Here is a 19426-nt window from a genome sequence, read left to right on the forward strand (position 1 = left end):
CTCATTATACTATTTTGCCCTCGAATAATGTCCAAGGTGAAATTCTTTCATTCTTTTCAGTAGAGAAATAAGCTTCATATGTTTGACCCACTGCCGTAGAATTTACACGGGACAATACAATTTTAAATCTACCTGATGTTACGCTTTCTACGTCACATGTCCATCCTGCTATACCAGGTGCAGGGTGATCCTTTAATTCACTTGAACGTTTCGTATCAATATACCATCGTTTATTAGTTATAATGCCTAATTGATTCATATCGGTAATATGACCAGGCACACTTTCGGCAGGACTATTCACGCTTGATGATTTTACTAGATTCCAATTAGTATAATTCTGACCTTGTCCGTTCATCTTATCTATAGAAACCATTCTTTGGAATATCATTAAATCACGTGAGTAACTATTTCTTGTTAATGTTTGTTTCACATCACCTGCAACGTTCGGAGCTGATACTTCTAAGAACCAACCAGCATCTCTCATTACTTTAGGTAATGGGAAATCAGTTAAATTTTGTGTATCTACCGTTGTCATATAATAATAACCAGGTTCAGTAACATCGGATAATTTAACATATTCAGAAAGTGGGAATGTTTTAGTTCTACCACCTGTTTCTGTCATTAATACTGGGGTGCTTTGTGCTGTTAATTTGTTATAAACATCTCTCATGAAAATACCGTGTATTTGATGTGCACGATAACTTACTTTCCCTACAGTAACACCAATTAATAGCGCTTTTTTACCTGTAGATTCATCGTAGTACATCTGCATGCCTTCAGCTTCTGCAAAATTACCAGGAAACTCATTCCCAATTTTCCCTACATCTGCTTGTTTTTGATATAGCTCTTTTCCCGTTTTCAAATCAAACACAGTTACAAAATTTGGAATATTAGGGTCTGAATCTCCTGTGTACCAATATAAGTTTTCGGAATCGAAAGTCACGCCTTGCATAGGTTGAGTTTTTTCTGTCAGCCTTAAAGGTATATCCATTTTATAAAGCACTTTATCTACTCTATTATCAACATCTTCTAATTTTCTAATTTCAATATAGTTGCGTGAATTTCTTGTTTCCCACTCTGATTCAGGATATTCAATTCTATATAGCATTAGCCCTTCGTGTTCATTGATAATAGGTGTAATATAAGGTAACTCTGGATGACCTGTAAATACTTCTTCCATATCATAATCTCCATACGAAAATTCTGTGTTAGGTCTGTATGAGAATCTGACTAGTTTATTAAATCCTTCGTCGTCTTTAATATGTGAGTAAATCCAAAGTTTATCGTCTATCCAACGGTAACCGTTATGGGTACCATGACCTCCATTTTTGATAAGCATTTTTGATAATGGAGCACCGTTTGATTGTAGTTTAGAAATCATATAATCTCCATCATAAGCTTGTGTCATATAAAAAACGCCTGTCTTATAATCTAAATGGAATGATTGCATAACCTTACTTACAAATGGAGATAAATTTGTAAGATATTGCCAATCTTGATTAGGTATATCGAAAGCAAATTCTTGTGCTAACACTTTTTCTTTTGCATCTTCTACTGATGCCATAATTTCATTTTTATCTGTTTCGAATCTTGTTGAATCTGATTGTAATCTATCAAAGAGCGTTGGATGCGCTGTTCCTTCATTATCGAGACGAGCGTCTTTCACCTCTTGTAAACTGTTTTTACCTTTGGATAACACTAAATTGTTGTAACGTTTGTTTATAATGTTTAATCCACGTTCTACAGTTTTAAATCGTTTATCCGTAATTTGTTCTGATCCATGCGCGTTTAATTCTTCATTTTTATGGTAACTAAATTGATTGTAGAATTGATTACTAAAATCTTCTACTCTTAAAAAGTTTGTGTGTAATTGATTTCTAAAATCTTGACCTAATGTAATTGTTAAACTTTTTTGTAGGTTTAATCTTCCCATCTGTTGTCCTCCTTATAATGTTACTGTCGTTCCTATAGGGAACCAATGTGTGTTTTCTATCGTTGATTGTGTAGCACCTTCCAAAACTATGTCGCCATTTGTTTGTATACGCCATCTAGCAAAATTAGTTGTACCACTTGTCTTTGAAGTGTTTTGTACAAAAGGTCTAGCATCAACGATATTATTAATCATATTTGCCGGTAATGTTCCTATAGTAGTTGAACCTTTTAATCCTTTGACAGCCCCTTTAAGCGATAAAAAAGAAACACCATTAACCGATACTAGACGGGCTTTTGGCGTTTCTTCTATACTATATTCAGTTATACCGCTATTCAAAGTTATATCTTGCCAATCAGTGCCTGTGACTGTCGGCATGTTTTCCACTACACTCTGTAGATTTTTAATTTGTGATTGAATTCCAACCATTTGACTATTAACGCCAGACAATTCTTCTTTTAAACTATCTATATCTAAATCACTTAAATTATCCGGCCATCCTTGTATTCCTTCTACGTGAACAAGTGGATAAAAATTTACATCATTATCATCTTTCATAAATACTATCGGTTCATTAGCCATCAGATAACACACTCCCAACTACATCTGTAAAATAATTACTTTTCACATTGTTATTAACATTCCAATTACCATTAGCTATTGAGTTTGTGGCTCGTTTCATTCTTAAGTCGATTTGATTTTGTATATCAATAATGTCTTTTTTAGCATTACTAAATTCTACTTCTACAGGTTGTCCCATGAACGGATGAAATTTGGTTAATTTAACTATTTTTAAATCTGTATTAAATCCTAATGGTTTGTGTATAAATCGAACTAAATTATTTTCTTTTAAATCTTCATTTGTTATATACCTACGTTCAAATGTATCTCCTAAATAATTAGTAGATAATTCAATCGTTGGTTCATCATTCAATTGTTCGATTAATTTCTCTCTTAAAGCACTTTTGGTAGTTACAGTATCATCAAACAAAGTAGGTGCTGTCATCTTGCCAAATGCTTCATAAGTGTTAGGCGATTTATATTCATCATAGGCGTAGTAAACATCTTTACCTTTCAATTTAGCTGTTAAGTTTAAAACGTTACCTTTTTCAGTACCTACATACATAACTGATTTTGTTTTATATTTAACGCTAGGGTCTGGACCTTTAAACACAGCTTTAAATGTATGCTCTCCTTTTTCTAAATTGTTAGCAATTACAATTTGTGTTGTTCTTGAAGTTTTACTATAACAACTATAGGTGCCTATTTTTTTATCATCAAAATACACATCAATCATTCCACCACGAGACATTTTTTTTAGTCCCCAAGTTAATGTTTCGTTACCCCATTTACATGTAAATGTTTTTGTATAGTAACTATTAGGTGTATCTACTCTCCATGTACCTTCTTTAAAAAAATTACCATTGTATTTCAAATCGGGTGGTTTGATTGGATTATAATTATTTGTTTCGGATTTTGTTTTCTTTTTACCAAATCCTCTGATATAAGTTTTCATATCAGTAGTTGTTATATCTACGGTCATTTCATCTGAATTACCACGATATATAATAGGTATATCTGACATTTGATAAAACATTTCTGGATGATAAAAATAAATTTTCTTGTTATCCGCAAAATAAATATAATTAAAGTATTCAGAACCTGCAACGATAAACTCCATTCCATTTTGACCACCTAATTCAGATACAGGAGCAACGCCATTAAACACGCCAATGATTTCATACTCAAAACCTAGATTATTGTTTTTAAATCCAAAGTCTAGGTATTGCTTTAAAGTGTAATTTGGTGCACTCTCGTCATCCATATCAGTATTTAATTCTTCACTTTCAATATCTTTATCTATAAAATGATTTTGAAACTCCATAAATATATGTTTTGCCACTATTTCAACAAACACAGTTTGACTATCATATTTAAGTGATGTGGATTTTATAACATAATACTGATCTTCATAAACGATGTAATTTTCATTTACTAACATATCAAAAATATCTTCGCTTCCACTTGCTTTATAAGCAGTAAATGAAATTGAACGTTCGTTATTTATTTCATATTCATATTTGAATGATGATAAATCATAGTCTTTTAAAATTTCCGCATAGCTTCCTGTTCGGTTCATTAGTATTAACTCTTTCATTTACTCACCTACCTATAAATAAAATCAAATTGAAATTCGACTGATACATTACTAACTCCTATACCATCGATTTCTATGTTATTAAATCCAGGGTCTAACTCAATCCAATCCCACTCAGTGTTAATGCCGACTCTGTTATCTCCAAGTATAGGATGGACGCCATTTAAAACAAGTGTTTGATATTCTTTCAAAGCACCTGTATAAGTAAATGTTGTTCCATTCATGTGGTTAGTCATTTTAAAGCCGTTTGGCGCATTTGCTTTTATTCTTATTATTAATTTGTGTTTTAGAGGATCTATCGCATCGTAACTTCCATTCCAAATTTCGAATCGTTTATTGTTATGTTGATACTTGATATCTCTATCAGTGATTAAACCATTTTCAAACTGCCAATTATCTGAAAGGAAATCAGTATCTAATGTGTCTTTTAATGACTCTGAATAACCTTTAATCACATTAAAAGTAACTTCAAATTCCCCGGCTTTTGAATTAACATCACTTATAGCATTACTTTCACATTGAACAGCGTATTTCTTACCAGGCATAAAAGAATGAACAATATAATAAGGCTCCCTTTTGAATAGGAGCCCTCTCATTTTGTGTTTCATTAAATTATAATCGTTTATATCATGGCCTTTAAAATAGAATCTTAAAACTAATTTAAAAGGTCCAAATGTACTTAAACCTGGAATAACACCGTCTCTGCCTTTCATCTCAATATTATTCGTTTGAACTTCCACATCTTCTTCTCTGAAATCTAATAGTTTCAAATATGGTAAGTCTGTAATCATAATATCGAATTTATTATTAAACATACGAGCTGTTTGTTTCAATAACTTACACCTCCTACAGACCGTAATTATATCCTCTTATTCTTTGTTTTTTACCCATAGCTTGAGTCACATCATCTGTGTTGAAACCTTTATCTTGTTGTTCGATATTCATCGTACTTGTAACTAATTGAGCTAGATAATCAATAGCTTGATGCATTTGATTAATTTGTTCATCTTGGCGTTCTACAACCTTTTTAAGCATAGAATCGTCATTAGACGTACTAGGTGATTTTAAATTGTTAGGTCGTTTATTACCTGTGGTAGATTTTCCGCCTTGAATATCTTGCGCTGCTAAAGCAAGTAATTTCATAGCGTCATTACGTCTACTAGGATCAGTAGGAATTACCCATTCTGGATAGCCTGCTTCAGCAATATTATACCAACCAGAATTTTTTATTAATCCACCTGTAGCAAAACGTCTATGTCCTGTTGGACCCCAACCGCTTTTGCCGTAAGGTAAATCACGTTTCCAGTTAGAGTTGTTAAAGAATGCAAGTAATTGGTCATAACCACTTTTAATGTTTCCGTGACCTTTAACTGCGTAGGATTTGAAAGTACTAGGTACATATTGTAATAAACCTTGCGCTGGTGTTCCTCTCAAGTTATTTATATCGCCTATGTTACCTTGAGTTACACCAGCATCACCATTAGATTCACGTTGTATTTGAGCTATGATACCTTGTAACTCTTTGTTAGATAAATTAACTTTCATTCTTTTGGCTGCTTTTCGAATTTCTGGTGCCCATTTAGAAGCTGCTTTTTTACCTCCACCAGTCAATCCTTTCAACCAACTCATTGGGTCTTTAGCTGTATCATTTCCCGGGTGATCACCTTTCATTAATTGGAAATGTAAATGTGCTCCTCGTACGAAATTACCAGTGTCACCTGATTTACCAATTAAATCACCAGCACTAACCTTTTGCCCTTTTTTAACTAATTGCTTAGACAAATGCATATACCAATTCCACATGTTTTTTCCTAATTGAACTTCTACTGACTTACCGCCACCGTAATCAGTCCATACATTAGAAACTTTACCGCCTGCAACTGCTTTAACATTAGTGCCTATTGGCATTCCGAAGTCCATACCGTAGTGTTTACCACCGTTAAAATTTAATCCGCCGGTGTAGTTACCGAATTTTTGCCATATTGGATGTTTGAATAACCAACTAGCATCTCCTTCTCCACCTTGAGCATCCTCTAACCAGCTTTTCAACAAATCAGTAGCACTTTGTTTTAATTTGCCAAACATCGCTTTCATCATATCAAAAGGTAAGCTTGCACCTTTAGGAATACCAAAAGATTTCATGTCTACCCCGAAACCTTCTAAAATTTTATTTAGTAACTTTCCAGGTTTACTTACCCAATCCATAACGTCTCCGACTTTATCGCCGAGCCACTTAGTGCCCTTACCTACGACACTTTTTGCACCTTCTAAAAATTCTGATGTTTTATCTTTTACACCATGGAATTTTTGCCCTGCTCCTTTACCAAAATCAGATACACCTTTTGTCACTTTATCAGCAACATTTTCGTACCAATGTTTCTTTTTATTTGTACCATTATGAAACTTAGGCATTGTTCCATTTGAAAAAGCTGGACTGCTACTTAGCGCACTATAAGTTTGAGCACCATTATAAACAGTTGATCCTTGTGGTAGATAAGCCGTTGTATCTCTATTAGGTGTAATAGCTGTTTTACCGTTTGGATAACGAATCATTTCATGTCGGAAACCGCCTGGTCCGTTACCTTTACCTTTATCGCCAACAGTAGCGAATGTGTCACGAGCGATTTTACCATTTTTCACAACATTAGTTGTAGTATTAGTATGGTCAGTACCGGTATGCAACTTAATAGATGGTAACTTTTTCATTCCAAGTTTATCGCCAACCCAGTTAACGCCTTCAATAAGTTTATTCAGACCTTTTTTAACTGCATTTACCATTCCGGTGATATGACCTTTGATTTTGTCGATAATCCCTTTCAAACCATTTTTCATGTTATTAAAAGTTTTCTTAACAGAATTCCAAATACTTGATGCAATTCCAGTTAATTTATTTTTAATTGTATTCCATACTTTTATAGCATTATTTTTAACACTTCCAAAAATATTCGAAACACCTTTTCTTAAAGAATTAAAAGTGTTTCGTACACCGTTCCATAAAGATTTAGCATAATTAACTACTTTATTACGAATCCAGCTCCATGCTTTGTAAGCTATATTTTTTACACCATTAAAAATTGCGGATACGCCTTTTCTTAAAGCGTTAAAAGTGTTTCGAACACCATTCCACAATGACTTAGCTCTTGAAATAACACCATTTTTTATAGAAGTCCAAACTTTTAGTGCAAAATTCTTAACTGCATTAAAAATTACAGAATTGACTTTCCTTACAAGTTTGAAATAATTAGTCACACCTGTATATAATAATTTAGCTAATCGAACTACTCCATTTTTTAAAGATGTCCAAACTCTAATTGAAAAATTCTTAACTGCGTTGAAAACTGTAGTAACGACCGTCTTAATCAAAGTGATATATAATCTCATTGCAGCTATCCAAAGCTTAACGATTTTTATAACACCTGATTTTATTGCGTTCCAAACCCATAATGCTGCTGCTTTTATACCGTTCCATATTGCAGATAAAACAATTTTTAATGCTTGAATTGGATTTTGTATAGCAAATTTAATGCCATTCCACGTTGCAATTGCTGCAGTTTTCAAACCGTTCCAAACTGCAATGCTTACATTTTTGATACCATTCCAAATACCGATAATATAAGGTTTTAAGAAACCAAATACTGATATGGCAGTAGCTTTAATTTGATTCCAAGCATTAATCACGAAATTACGGAAAGTTTCATTGTTCTTCCATAAATAAACGATACCTGCTACTAGTGCAGTAATAGCGGTAATAACTAATCCTATAGGACCTGTCATAAATTTAATAGCTAGACCTAAACCTTTGGTTGCTATAGTTGCTGCTTTTGTAACTCCTGTCCACACCACTGTTGCTGCTGCAGCAATTTTTGACTTAACTGCTTGCCCCATTTGCGCAACAGTTAATCCTTTAGTAGCATACATATATGCTATGGCTGCGGTTTGTGCAGCACTCATAACACCACGATATACAACTGTTGCTGCTCTTGCTACACCAGTGGCTATAGTTACACTGCCCATTACCGTTCTATATACGCCCCACATAGGAATGATTGCTGCTAATGTGCCACCTACAGCAGTCAATATACCTGTCATCATCCCCATTGTGTTATTTGCCGTCGCACCCTTAGCAATAAATCCAGTAATAGCAGTTGTAATACTAAGCACTACCGAACCAACTGGAGCCATACCTTTAACTAAACCAACAATAATGTTGCCAATGTTTTTTAATAACTGCCAAACTTTAGGGCCGTTTTGATTTAAATAAGCTATAAAGTTTTTAAATCCTTCAGTAGAAGATAAATTAGCTGCCCAATCTTTAAATGTTTTAGTTACTCCTGCCATACCCTGCATTACTGTTTGAGAATGACCACTAAAAGCTTGAAAAAGACTGATTATACCGCTGAATACATTACCAAATATTTGTCCTACAACAGGTAAATTCGTTTTAGTATACTCTATAAACTGAGCAATTCCTTTATCAGTACTAGTGCTATTTGCCCATGCATTGAATTTATTAGCTAGGCTTTCAATACCTTTACCAGTCCATGTAAATAGTGGACCAAATTCTGTAAACATGTGAGTTATACCATCACCAACACGCATTGCTGCATTGAGTAAATTTTGGAATATAGGAGGTCCTATATTATTAATAAGTTTGAAGGCATTTTGCGCATTTTCTGAAGAGGTAACCCAGTTACGCATTTCTTTAGATGCATTAGCAATCTTGTTAGTAGTCTGTGTAATGAAAGGTGTTAATTGTGTTAAAGCAATTCTTGCAATATTAATACCGTTAGCCATTGTGTTGAAAATTGCAGCCTGATTTGCTTTGACTAGATCTTTCCATTGGTTTTGTAAGCCACTTAATACATTTTTGTAGTTTCTGACTTCATTAGTAACACGTATTTCTCCGTCTTCTAACATTTTTAGTGCTGTTGTCGCTTGGCCTGTGAATGCCATAACACCACCTAATGCAGTTCCATATGCGCCACCCAAGCCAATAGCGCCACCAGCAGCTGCAGTTGCAGCACCACCAATACCAGCAATGGCACTTACTGCACTACCAGCAACCGGAATAATAGCGGAAATGTTCGCAATCAATCCACCCATAGCAATCCCTCTGACAACATAACCAACATTTCTAAAACTATTACCAATTTTATTGATTTTAGCATTAACTTCTTCCCAACGTTGACCCATTGCAGCAGCTGCTACGCCAATGCCACCAATGATTGTTTGTTTGCGTTGTAACTTCGATAATTCGTCATTAGTTTCATTAATTCTGTTTTGTAAAACATTATAAGCTAATGCATTTTCATAAACTTCTTTTTCTGCTTTATCTAACTTAGCGGGTAATTGGCCGACTTCTCGATTCAAAGAAGCGTAAGATTTTTCAGCATTATTTGCTTCTTTCTTAGCTTCAGTCATTGCAGTTTTAGCACTAACCATAGCATCATTATTTGCGTCACTGAATTTTTGTAATTCATTTTTCGCATTAGATGTGGCTATTTTAGATTCATTTAAATCTTTCTTTGCACTATCAACTGCTTTAGAAAGGTTGTTATAGTTAACCTTGGCCTTAGATAATTGATTACTTAAAGACGTTAATTCTGTTTTAGATGCTTTTCCTGATTCACTCAACTCTTTGAATTCTTGTTCTAATTCATCTACAGAACTTTTAGCGTTTTTCATTTTAGCACTTAATGCTGTAACAGTGTTTTGCATCTGTTTTTGAGCATTTTGTGCAGACTTAACACTAGATTGATGTTCTTTTAATTCATTATTCATCTTTTCATATGAATTACTCAAATCATCATATCGCTTTTTCGCATTTTGAGCGTTCACAGCCGATTCTTTAAGTTTGTCAGACATGTTTTCTTGTGCGTTTCTTAATTTATCCAATTTTTTCTGTGATTCTTCACTGACACGACCTTGTTGTGTAAGCTTTTTATTTAAACCTTCAAGTTCTGTTCCGTATTTATCTACTGATTTTTCGGCTTTATCAAAAGTTGATAAATTTGCTTTCATTTGTGCGTCAGCTGTTTTTAATTTACGTTGTAAATTAGCCATTCCTCTATCAATATCCGAGGTATCAATCCCTAAATCTATAGTAAATCCTTTTATATCACCTGCCATTTACATCCTCCTTTCTATAAAAGTTCATAAAAAAAGAGCTTAACTGGATTTACGTGGATCTTTACCAGTTATCGCTCCAATTAAGCTCTCGTTTGCTCCTACAGTTTTAGATTTGCTTTCTTTTTTATTTTTCAACTTCAATATTCTTATGAGTTCAAATATTTCTGTGTTATCTATATCTGTCATCTTCCATCCAGCTTCTAATAAATCTTGATAAATAATGTCTACGTTTTTAGACATGCTTTCGAAAGTCAAATCTTCTTTTGTTAGTGAACTACCATCTATTTTTTCTTTCCCGTGTCTTCGTTAGCTCCACTAACTTCAGTGATAATTGTTTCAAAGTATTTGTCACCATCAACGCCATCTTGCAATTCATCTACTGTGAATTGATTATTATATAAATCTTCTGCAATCATTTTCTCGATTTGATCCAACGTTTCTTCAAATTTTTCTGTTTGCTCAATAGTTAAACCTTCAGGATTTGTACTTAAAGCGCTCATTCTCATAGATAAACGTGTTCCCTTACGAGCTTGTTTACCTGTGAAACCACCTTGTTTATAAAACTTTTTCTCTTCACCGTTAATGTTTAATACTAATGCGTTTGCCATAATTTTATTTCTCCTTTTTCATCGGGTTTTCTATTCGACCGATTATTTTTATTATTTTTGTATACAAAAATAGGCGACCGAAGTCGCCTAAATATTATTCTGCTGTTACGTCTGCATCTGTTTCGTTAGAGTCTACATTTACATTCTGAGGTTCTTCAGGTGTAGCTTCTGAAACTGTTAAATTACAAGTAGCTGTCTTAGAACCATCATTCGTTGTAACAGTAATGTTAGCAGTACCTGCAGCTACCGCTGTTATTACACCATTTTCATCAACAGTTGCAATTGCATTATCTGATGTTGCATAAGTTAAAGTCTTATCTGTTGCTGTTGATGGTGAGACAGTCGCTTGTAAAGTAGACGAATCTCCAACGTTAAGCGCTAATTCTGTTTTATCTAATGTAACTCCTGTTACTTTAATAGGATTAGTTTTAAACGCCGGCACATTTACTTTAGTTGATTCTCCGTTTTCGTTAGCGAATGCCACTTGGAAAGTGCCTGCTGGGTAATCGGTATTAGCTTCTAATTCATTGATGGTAACACTAGCTGTTCCATCTGAACCTCTTTCTGCACTTCCTACTAAATCGGTACCTTTATAAACTTTTAATGTATCTGCCATTTCATTTCCTCCTTATTAATAATATGAACGCCCCTATTCTGCAGAGATTACAGCTGACTTGCTATTCACTGTAACCTCAACATTTTGGGGTTCGTTAGGGTGTTACCTGTTCGTTTGTATCAGGTTGCTCTGGAGTTTGTTCATTAGATACTTTACCGAAAATAGATTTAAAAATTGCATCTCTACCTTCAGTAGATCCTTTTTGGTCGTAGGCCATCATTACTGCTAAATCTTCATCAAAACCGCCTACTTCACGTTCCATAAATTGACCTTCAATTTCATCAGAACCGAATTCTACGCCATCTTCTTTAGTTTGCCCTTCCTTATTAGGACGTGTGAACACACCTTTAGATAATCCAAACCATTCTTTAGAACCGTCTTCCATAGTTCTTGGAATAGCAACAGCAGTATAAGTGATTCCGGAAGATTGACCAAAACCATATACATTACTTGTTTCTTTATGTTCGATTAATCCTAATAAATCTTTTTGAACATCAATAGGAAGTTTGTGGAATTTAAATGTTCCTTGAGTTTCTCCTGCTGATTTAGCAATTTCAGCTACCTTATTCGAACCGTATGCTTTTTCTAATTCTTCACCGAATTCAAGTGACATTTCTTGTACATAATCCACTACTTTAATATCACCTATTGTTAAATCGCCATTTGCTGTTTCAGATAATACTGCATAATAAAATTCACCTAATCCGGTATTGGCATTATATCTACCCATTTACATTTCCTCCTTAAATTTAGGCATAAAAAATAGCCCTCCGTTTATACGAAAGGCTTGCCTATTCAATTAAATCTTTATCTATATGTCTTAAACTATCAATCGTATATGGATTACCTCTATAACGTCTGGCATCCATATAAATTTTAATTTCATGATCATATTGGTCTGTACCATCTTGTTGACGAAAACCAATATTCCATAATGTTTTTCTGATTTCCTCTTGTAACAACTTTACGACACCGTAATTAGGACCACGTACATCGATTTGATATAAATATTCAGTCGATAAATTTGTATCACTTGCATATGTCGATGGTTGAGGTGCAATTAATGGACTAATCAATATATACGGTCCTGAAGTGTCGGCAGTTTCATCATAATAATACGCTCGAATGCGACCCTTACAATATTGAGCAATTGTTGCATTATTCAATAGGTATTTTTGTATAGTTTTCAACATATCAAACATCATAATTCACCTTCTAGCGTTTCTTTAATAATTTTTTTATATGGTTTTTCTGCCATAAACATAGTTCGCGCTATTGCACCTTTACCTCTAGGATTGGGATGTTTTACAGAGCCATATTCATTAAGATGAATAATAGCGTAACGATTCATAGAACCTTCCCAATGTAATTTGACCATTCGAACTTTACCGTAAATATAATAAGGACTTGTGACACTTATTTCATTTATACTTTCACCAGTATCTTTAAAAACTTCAAAATTCTCTTTCATAACACCTACAACATATTTAGAGCCTATCTTTAACGCTTCATCTTGCACTTTTAACATTTTCACTTCTCCATATTGCTCTCTAATCTTACGTAGCATGTTATGCGTCCCTTTAATTTCTACGCTCATTAACTTATATACTCGCCAATTATTTTTATATTTGAATGAAAATCTGTGTCGTCATCAATTTGAATAATATTGAATTTCTTTCCTTTATATCTAGGTAAATCTATTTCAAAATACATATCATCTCGGATTTCATATTCCATCGAATACCAAGTAACCATAGTAATTGTTGCTTTATTATCTGTCATGTCCAAATCTTTCTGTGAAGGAGGATAAACATTAGCAAAACATTGATAATATACTTCACTAGTATTTTCTCCAGGAAAAAAATCATCGTTTGGTTTTGCTATATAAAAAATAACCGGTGTGCGCATATCGCCACCAGTTACTATTTTTCTATGTGATCGCGTCATCATCTGATACCTCCATATTCATAATTTGAAATTGAACAATGCTAGATAAAAAGTTATCGTGAAATTCTTCTAATTTATCATTTAAAACATACCTTGTACGTTCATAAACTAACTCACGACCAAGATTATACTCTTCCATATTGAAATCACCGCATTTTGCTTTGATATCATTATATGAAAGCTCCAAATCAACTCTTATTCTTTCGTTTTCCATTTCATAGAATATTCTATTACGCTTTTTAAACTCTTCTACATGAATAGAATCAATCATTTAAAAACCCCCTATTCAGCTGAAATAGATGCAGATTTACTATTTGCATTTACTTCAACGTTTTGGGGTGCTTTAGGGTGTTTCAGTTCCTGCATCTGTATCAGTTGGTGCTCCATGTGATGAAAAGTCCACATCATAAACAAATGATGTTTTATTATCATCAGGTTCAGCATATAAGAATTGTTTCGCCGTATATAAATCCATATCTTCTAAAGCAAGCGTTTGGTCAAATTCACGTACAATAACTTCGCTACCTGCATAGAAATGATAACGTGATTTATCATAAGTAACAGCTTTACCTTTTGGTACGAATTCACTTTGTTCAAACGTTACATTAAACGGAATAGGACTAACAAATGCACCATTGTGTACTTGCATGAAAGCAACACCAGTATAAATATAATCTACTGGATTTAAAGCAATCACAACATTATTTAAAACATTTGCGCCTTTTGTTCTTTTAACATTGCCATCTTTATCATAATACTCTTTGATAGATAAATTACTAATGATATTTCCAATTTCTTTAATAGCAATTTCGGGCGTTTCTAAAGTTAGTTTCCCAGCGCTTGGCTTAGCTGAAACAGCTCCATTTGTACGGTTAATTTCATTTAATAAACCGACTGGTTGGTCTTTAGCTTTACCTTCACCTTGAATCGCTGTTTTTTCAATAGCTACTGCAAAAGCTTCTTTAATTTGCGCACGTACAAAACGGTCTACCCATTGTACGCCTGCATCTTTTAAATCTTTAGGTACTACTACGAAAGCAGTTGCTTTACCTAGAGAAATGTCTTGTTCATAGAATGAAGCCTCTAATTGGCCACGGATTTCTCCAAAGATTTTACCCCAAACTACTTGTCCTTCTGTTACTGAACGAATAACGCGTGTTCTTAAACCAGTACGTTCGATATTGATATGTTTTAATAATGGGTGGTCAGTTTCGATATCTTCAAAGATACGGTCGACAACAGTTTCAGGTAATAATTCCCCATCTTTCCAATTAGTATCTGTATTAACATGATCTTCTGATACTAATGCGTTATAGAATTTCTTTTCTTCATTCGTTAAACGATTTACATTTCGAGAATTTAGAACTGCAGTATCTCCAGTTTCATTTTTAATATCTTTTCGAATCGCATTGGCAAGTTCTTCACTATATGCATTCATATATTCAGTGTATTTCGCTTTAACTTCTTCGTCTGTTGCTTGTGGATTCATATTTGAAAATTCTTGTAAAAGTTTTTGAGAATTCTCGAATCCTTCTTTTTTCTCTAAATTAATAGGCATAATTTCATTCTCCTTTATTTTGTATTCATATTAAATAGTCTTGCAAAACTATTTTGAGGTGCTTCGTTAGGGTCTTCTTTCTTACCTTCTCCGCCCCCTTGTTCATTTGCTTTTTTGACTTCAGATAAAATTTCTTCTAGTTTATCCATTACATCTTCCACAGTGATTTGTTCCCCTTGTTTTTTAGGGTCCTGCGTTTGTTGTGTTGGGTCTTCATTACGGTACTTGCTCATAAACGTTTCACCTCCTAACATTGCTGATGTTGCAGCAGCAGCTACACGCGTACTTTTAGTTATGTTATCAATTAGCCCTAATTCTTTTGCATCTTTTGCTGTAAACCATGTTTCTTCGTCCATATATTGACGTAAAAGCGCATGATCTATATCAGGGTTTTTATCAACGTAACTATTAAAGACAACAGAATTAATACGTTCTAATGAATCGGCTTGTTTTTTAAACGTGTTAGAATCTCCTGCTATTTCAGTCCAAGCATTATGAACCATCATCATTGCGTTGCCTGGCATATTCACAGTGTCACCAGCCATCGCTATAACAGAAGCAATACTAGCAGCTAATCCATCGATATTAATCGTTATATGTGCATTGTGTCGTCTCAACATGTTATAAATAGCAACGCCTGAAAATACATCTCCACCATTACTGTTTATATTCACAATGATTTCATCGACATCTCCCATAACTTTCAATTGGTCTTTTATGGTTTGTGGACTGATGGTCATTCCTTCAACAGTTACATTATCGATAAAACCATATATATCTATTTCGTTGTTACTCATTTAAATCACCTCCTTCATTATCTGTAGTCTCTTCATCTACAGTTTGATAGTTTTTAGTGATTATAAATTTCTGCATTTCTTCACTACCTATAGGTTCATAGCCTGTGAGCTCACGAATCTCATCTCTATTAAAAGAACCACTAGCAATGAGTTTGTCGACTGCTTCACTCACTTCTAATGGTCCTTTTTGGTCTATTGAAATTGCTTTAATTCGTTTACCTTCTTTATAACCGCGTTCACTGAAAAGTTTTGCGTTTAATTCATCTGTGATCTTCTCAATTATTGGTTTGATACAAAACTTCATGTAGTTATTTGTCATCGCTTCTATATCTGCAGTTTCTCCGTTAATCAATCCAACGGGTATACCAAGATTTCGCGCAACGTAACTTAATAATTGGTTTGGTACTTTAGCTAAATCATCTATTTGTGATGAAGTTTTAGCACTGTTACTAGATGTATGTTCTTCATATTTATAACCTTTTTGAACAGGTACAATAGCGATATCATTACTTTCAAAAGCTTTATAAGCCTTATTTATGAACTTTTGCATATCATCATTACTAGCATTAGTTAATGGGGTATTTGCGTCCATACTTAAAGTTGCCCGTATTTGATTATTCATTAAATTAGCTGTGATTAATCGGCCGAATATATCGCCATAGTCACTAAATAATCCGTATAACATTTCAGTTATCGATTCGTTATTGTATTCAAGATATATAACATCACTCATTTTAAAAGTACGTTCGAATTCGTATTCTCCTACAATGACATGCTCAAATATATCATCATACAGTGCGTATTCGTCTCTATAAAAATCATCAGCTATAATTAAGTCTTTAGTGTCAGTGACAACAATTAAAACTTCGTTGTCATAAATCAACTTCCTAATAACCTTTTGCCAAAATGTAGCAGCACTTTCATCGGTATTAGGACGCACATTTAACTTATAATGAGTTGTTGAATTAGAATCCTTTTTACCATTCTCGATTATTTCGAATTTTGTTTGACTAATTGTTCTAGCAATATGATTAATACATGTATCTAAAGCCCAACGCTTTATATAAGCTTTATGTGAAGTTTCTCTTAATAGTTCAAAATCATAACTAAATCCAATTGCTTCATTACGTCCCATTATCCTATCGAATATACTCAATTTATCACCTCCTAAAAGCTAATATCTGCCATGATAAACGGTTGATCATACTCCAATATTTCATCCGCCCTATACAACGCATGTAACATAGCATGAAAACCATCTGTTTTACGTCTTACTTCATCCTTTTTGATGTATTTCTTACTTCCATCTGGTTGCATTTTTACTGCTACATTATTTGTGAACCATCGCATCAAAGGATTATCCCCGAAAACAATTTGTTTTTTTGCAAACATTGTATCTATACGTGGCGCTAATAAGCCATGTATAGCAGTTGGATTCTTAATAACTTCTAAAGGTATACCAGCTTCTTCAAATGGTCTGCGTACAATGTCAGTTCTGAAATTATCTGATATAACTTTAGTTAAATTGTACTTTTGTTGTTGCTGTAGAAACCAATTAACAATGTACGAAATATCGATAACATCATCATCAACTATAGTAAGCAGTCCATCATCAGCCCATTTCTCTATAGGCGGCTCAAGATGTGTAGTTTCTAAAAATTCTCGGCGTATAAACGAATGTGTTTTCCAATAATATGTGTCATTATCTCTGAATAATAATCCTACACTCGCAAAATCACGTACTAACGCGTAATCAAGACCGCCAATGCAAGCTTTGTTATCCAATTCTGGCATTACTTTATTGGTTGCAAGTATTTCATCCCAAGGGGCAACTACTTTTTCTTCATCTACTTCAGGTAAATTCATTCGTTTAGTCATAAATTCAGGTTTATTAGAACGATTAATGTGCAAAACATTGAATTCTTCTTTAATTTTACGCTTTAGATTCCTTGCATATCCTGTTAAAGGAGGATGTAACATCGGATTAGATTTTTCCCACATTGATTCATCTTCAACTTCTTTAGGGTCATCTAATTTACAATAAAAAGGAAATATACGGTCATCAGTATTTGTACCTTTCAATACTTCTAACACTCTATCTTTCATACTATCCATAAATCCTTCACGAACATAACCGTCAGTAGAAATATAAAACGTTCTATCATGCGGTACTTTACCAAGACCACCACGTTTTACGTTCACCATATCTGCCGTTTCATATACAGCAATCTCATCAAAAATAACACATCCTTCACGTCCGCCATCTTTGGTTTTCGTATTAGATGTGTTGTATTTGATAATTGAACCTGTAGCTCGATTTTTAATCTCTGTTTTACTAACTTCATATGGTGCTTTAGGTCTTTCACCTGTTTTGTTTCGTTTGTGTTCTAATAAACAATCATATATCTCATTGAATGATGTTTTTGCTTGGTCTTCACTATTCGCAACAATTGAAATATCATATTTCTTAATGCCATGTATTGGAGTAGTCATAAAATCACTAATTGCACTGATAAATCCATTCTTACCAGCACCACGCCCCATGAATAATGCGAATTCAGTAAAATAAGGTGTTTCAAGTTCATCATCCATTAAAAATATAAAAGCTATTACAAATTTTTGATAAAGTTGAACCGGAAAATACCATTTATTAATAAACTTGATACAATTTTCTATAGTATCTTCATCAAAATGAATATGATCTTTAACTAAGACTATTTCTTCCAAATACTTTATTAAATCAATACGTTCTTGATTGAGAATTATCTTTCCATCTCTCCATAATTGGATATATTCATCAACGTACTTGTTTCTAATCATACATAATCATCAACGGGCTCATCCGTTTCCTCAATCTTTTGTTCCTTAGGTAATAAATCAGAAAGTTGTTTAATAGCTCTCTGATAAGATTGGTCACGTGTATTGTATAACCTAGCAATGGGTCTTTCACGTTCGTATGGAGGAGCTTTATCTGACTGCTGGAATAAATCATATTCGCCATTTTCCTGTATGTCTTCCCACATATAGTTAAGCATCACGCGTAACCTTGCAGCTTGCACAATTAAACCAGTGGCCACTTTTAACTTTTCACTCGGTAAGTCTTTATATATTTCAAGAAGCCTTTTCTCCTCTTTTTTCACCAGTTTCTCACGTTCACGTCTTTGTTCCTCTGTAAACTCCACTTTATCACCTCTTTCTGCACATAGGGGGAGGGGGTACGGGTTATATGTGAAGAATTGTGAAAAATTCACAAAGTCGAGCCCACTCGCCGTTCTCCCTCTTTTGAAAAAATTGATAAATCTTTTGACCCGGGGGTATCGGATTTACCAGTTTTCATCTGACCATTTATTTTCTTTAGGCTTAAATTGATTTCCTCCATACTGAAATCGTGTATGTCTTTTGTTGTGACATGCTTTACACAATACACGTAAATTATCAGTATCAAGTTTAAGGTCTGGTCTATCTTGTAATTCTTGTATATGGTCAACCTCTAAGTTATCTGTAGTCACTTTTCCTTCTAACTTACACCATTCACATTCATAATTAGCACGTTTCAATACATATGAACGAACATCTGACCATGCTTTACTATTATAGAAACGTTTACGTTCTTTATATTCATTGTAATCAATCATAAGAGTTAAGCTCCTTAATCTAGATACATATGGATCACCTATGTTTAT

General features: G+C 33.8%; 19 protein-coding genes. All 19 read right to left on the reverse strand.

The features are described 5' to 3' along the window. Positions 1 to 4: 4 nt before the first annotated feature. The 19 genes from ACF91D_RS06555 to ACF91D_RS06645 all read right to left on the reverse strand — a co-directional run bounded on the left by ACF91D_RS06555 (position 5) and on the right by ACF91D_RS06645 (position 19378). Complete coding sequence (locus ACF91D_RS06555) at positions 5 to 1933, reverse strand: phage baseplate protein (protein WP_392436716.1); 1929 nt, start codon at positions 1931 to 1933, stop codon at positions 5 to 7. A gap of 12 nt (positions 1934 to 1945) precedes the next feature. Beyond that, complete coding sequence (locus ACF91D_RS06560) at positions 1946 to 2512, reverse strand: hypothetical protein (RefSeq protein ID WP_392436718.1); 567 nt, start codon at positions 2510 to 2512, stop codon at positions 1946 to 1948. Next, complete coding sequence (locus ACF91D_RS06565) at positions 2505 to 4088, reverse strand: phage tail protein (protein ID WP_232161351.1); 1584 nt, start codon at positions 4086 to 4088, stop codon at positions 2505 to 2507. The genes ACF91D_RS06560 and ACF91D_RS06565 overlap by 8 nt, the downstream gene beginning before the upstream one ends. An 8-nt stretch (positions 4089 to 4096) precedes the next feature. Then, positions 4097 to 4921 (reverse strand): phage tail family protein, encoded by an 825-nt coding sequence (locus tag ACF91D_RS06570; RefSeq protein WP_232161350.1) that lies wholly within the window; start codon positions 4919 to 4921, stop codon positions 4097 to 4099. Between the two features lie 13 nt (positions 4922 to 4934). Then, entirely contained in the window at positions 4935 to 10217 is a 5283-nt protein-coding gene (locus ACF91D_RS06575; RefSeq protein WP_392436721.1) for a peptidoglycan DD-metalloendopeptidase family protein, read from the reverse strand. A 39-nt stretch (positions 10218 to 10256) separates the two neighbouring features. Next, positions 10257 to 10457 (reverse strand): hypothetical protein, encoded by a 201-nt coding sequence (locus ACF91D_RS06580; protein WP_232161348.1) that lies wholly within the window; start codon positions 10455 to 10457, stop codon positions 10257 to 10259. A gap of 41 nt (positions 10458 to 10498) precedes the next feature. Continuing rightward, entirely contained in the window at positions 10499 to 10825 is a 327-nt protein-coding gene (gene gpG, locus ACF91D_RS06585; RefSeq protein ID WP_052495412.1) for a phage tail assembly chaperone G, read from the reverse strand. A 94-nt stretch (positions 10826 to 10919) separates the two neighbouring features. Then, positions 10920 to 11441 carry an Ig-like domain-containing protein gene (locus tag ACF91D_RS06590; RefSeq protein WP_232161347.1) on the reverse strand — a complete coding sequence of 174 codons (522 nt, stop codon included), beginning with the start codon at positions 11439 to 11441 and terminating at the stop codon, positions 10920 to 10922. Between the two features lie 94 nt (positions 11442 to 11535). Next, the gene (locus tag ACF91D_RS06595; protein ID WP_042738335.1) at positions 11536 to 12171 is read right to left on the reverse strand and encodes a major tail protein; all 636 of its coding nucleotides are present in this window, start codon (positions 12169 to 12171) and stop codon (positions 11536 to 11538) included. Between the two features lie 61 nt (positions 12172 to 12232). Then, positions 12233 to 12646 (reverse strand): hypothetical protein, encoded by a 414-nt coding sequence (locus tag ACF91D_RS06600; protein ID WP_232161346.1) that lies wholly within the window; start codon positions 12644 to 12646, stop codon positions 12233 to 12235. Then, on the reverse strand, positions 12643 to 13038 hold the full coding sequence (locus ACF91D_RS06605) for a hypothetical protein (protein WP_232161345.1): 396 nt from the start codon (positions 13036 to 13038) through the stop codon (positions 12643 to 12645). The genes ACF91D_RS06600 and ACF91D_RS06605 overlap by 4 nt, the downstream gene beginning before the upstream one ends. Continuing rightward, on the reverse strand, positions 13038 to 13391 hold the full coding sequence (locus ACF91D_RS06610) for a phage head-tail adapter protein (RefSeq protein WP_232161344.1): 354 nt from the start codon (positions 13389 to 13391) through the stop codon (positions 13038 to 13040). Before ACF91D_RS06610 ends, ACF91D_RS06605 begins: the two co-directional genes overlap by 1 nt. Further along, positions 13372 to 13659 (reverse strand): hypothetical protein, encoded by a 288-nt coding sequence (locus tag ACF91D_RS06615; protein WP_232161343.1) that lies wholly within the window; start codon positions 13657 to 13659, stop codon positions 13372 to 13374. Before ACF91D_RS06615 ends, ACF91D_RS06610 begins: the two co-directional genes overlap by 20 nt. A gap of 72 nt (positions 13660 to 13731) precedes the next feature. After that, positions 13732 to 14946: a phage major capsid protein gene (locus ACF91D_RS06620; protein ID WP_232161342.1), complete on the reverse strand. Its 1215-nt coding sequence runs from the start codon at positions 14944 to 14946 to the stop codon at positions 13732 to 13734. 14 nt (positions 14947 to 14960) lie between these two features. Beyond that, complete coding sequence (locus tag ACF91D_RS06625; protein ID WP_232161341.1) at positions 14961 to 15743, reverse strand: head maturation protease, ClpP-related; 783 nt, start codon at positions 15741 to 15743, stop codon at positions 14961 to 14963. Next, positions 15736 to 16899 (reverse strand): phage portal protein, encoded by a 1164-nt coding sequence (locus ACF91D_RS06630; protein ID WP_392436726.1) that lies wholly within the window; start codon positions 16897 to 16899, stop codon positions 15736 to 15738. The genes ACF91D_RS06625 and ACF91D_RS06630 overlap by 8 nt, the downstream gene beginning before the upstream one ends. Before the next feature lie 11 nt (positions 16900 to 16910). After that, a complete protein-coding gene (locus ACF91D_RS06635; RefSeq protein WP_232161339.1) occupies positions 16911 to 18563 on the reverse strand; it encodes a terminase TerL endonuclease subunit in 1653 nt (550 codons plus the stop codon). Next, positions 18560 to 18925, reverse strand: coding sequence for a hypothetical protein (locus tag ACF91D_RS06640; protein WP_042738327.1), 366 nt, complete (start codon positions 18923 to 18925; stop codon positions 18560 to 18562). The genes ACF91D_RS06635 and ACF91D_RS06640 overlap by 4 nt, the downstream gene beginning before the upstream one ends. 141 nt (positions 18926 to 19066) lie before the next feature. Beyond that, entirely contained in the window at positions 19067 to 19378 is a 312-nt protein-coding gene (locus ACF91D_RS06645; protein WP_107512449.1) for an HNH endonuclease, read from the reverse strand. Between the last annotated feature and the right edge of the window lie 48 nt (positions 19379 to 19426).

It is taken from the genome of Staphylococcus sp. 231237_7MaSpsaltlick, from assembly GCF_043107035.1.

Excerpts from the sequence above, each read along its gene's own strand:
- ACF91D_RS06555 (WP_392436716.1), bottom strand. The coding sequence starts at position 1,933 with ATGGGAAGATTAAACCTACAAAAAAGTTTAACAATTACATTAGGTCAA.
- ACF91D_RS06560 (WP_392436718.1), bottom strand. The coding sequence starts at position 2,512 with ATGGCTAATGAACCGATAGTATTTATGAAAGATGATAATGATGTAAAT.
- ACF91D_RS06565 (WP_232161351.1), bottom strand. The coding sequence starts at position 4,088 with ATGAAAGAGTTAATACTAATGAACCGAACAGGAAGCTATGCGGAAATT.
- ACF91D_RS06575 (WP_392436721.1), bottom strand. The coding sequence starts at position 10,217 with ATGGCAGGTGATATAAAAGGATTTACTATAGATTTAGGGATTGATACC.
- ACF91D_RS06580 (WP_232161348.1), bottom strand. The coding sequence starts at position 10,457 with ATGTCTAAAAACGTAGACATTATTTATCAAGATTTATTAGAAGCTGGA.
- gpG (WP_052495412.1), bottom strand. The coding sequence starts at position 10,825 with ATGGCAAACGCATTAGTATTAAACATTAACGGTGAAGAGAAAAAGTTT.
- ACF91D_RS06590 (WP_232161347.1), bottom strand. The coding sequence starts at position 11,441 with ATGGCAGATACATTAAAAGTTTATAAAGGTACCGATTTAGTAGGAAGT.
- ACF91D_RS06595 (WP_042738335.1), bottom strand. The coding sequence starts at position 12,171 with ATGGGTAGATATAATGCCAATACCGGATTAGGTGAATTTTATTATGCA.
- ACF91D_RS06600 (WP_232161346.1), bottom strand. The coding sequence starts at position 12,646 with ATGATGTTTGATATGTTGAAAACTATACAAAAATACCTATTGAATAAT.
- ACF91D_RS06605 (WP_232161345.1), bottom strand. The coding sequence starts at position 13,038 with ATGAGCGTAGAAATTAAAGGGACGCATAACATGCTACGTAAGATTAGA.
- ACF91D_RS06610 (WP_232161344.1), bottom strand. The coding sequence starts at position 13,391 with ATGATGACGCGATCACATAGAAAAATAGTAACTGGTGGCGATATGCGC.
- ACF91D_RS06615 (WP_232161343.1), bottom strand. The coding sequence starts at position 13,659 with ATGATTGATTCTATTCATGTAGAAGAGTTTAAAAAGCGTAATAGAATA.
- ACF91D_RS06620 (WP_232161342.1), bottom strand. The coding sequence starts at position 14,946 with ATGCCTATTAATTTAGAGAAAAAAGAAGGATTCGAGAATTCTCAAAAA.
- ACF91D_RS06625 (WP_232161341.1), bottom strand. The coding sequence starts at position 15,743 with ATGAGTAACAACGAAATAGATATATATGGTTTTATCGATAATGTAACT.
- ACF91D_RS06635 (WP_232161339.1), bottom strand. The coding sequence starts at position 18,563 with ATGATTAGAAACAAGTACGTTGATGAATATATCCAATTATGGAGAGAT.
- ACF91D_RS06645 (WP_107512449.1), bottom strand. The coding sequence starts at position 19,378 with ATGATTGATTACAATGAATATAAAGAACGTAAACGTTTCTATAATAGT.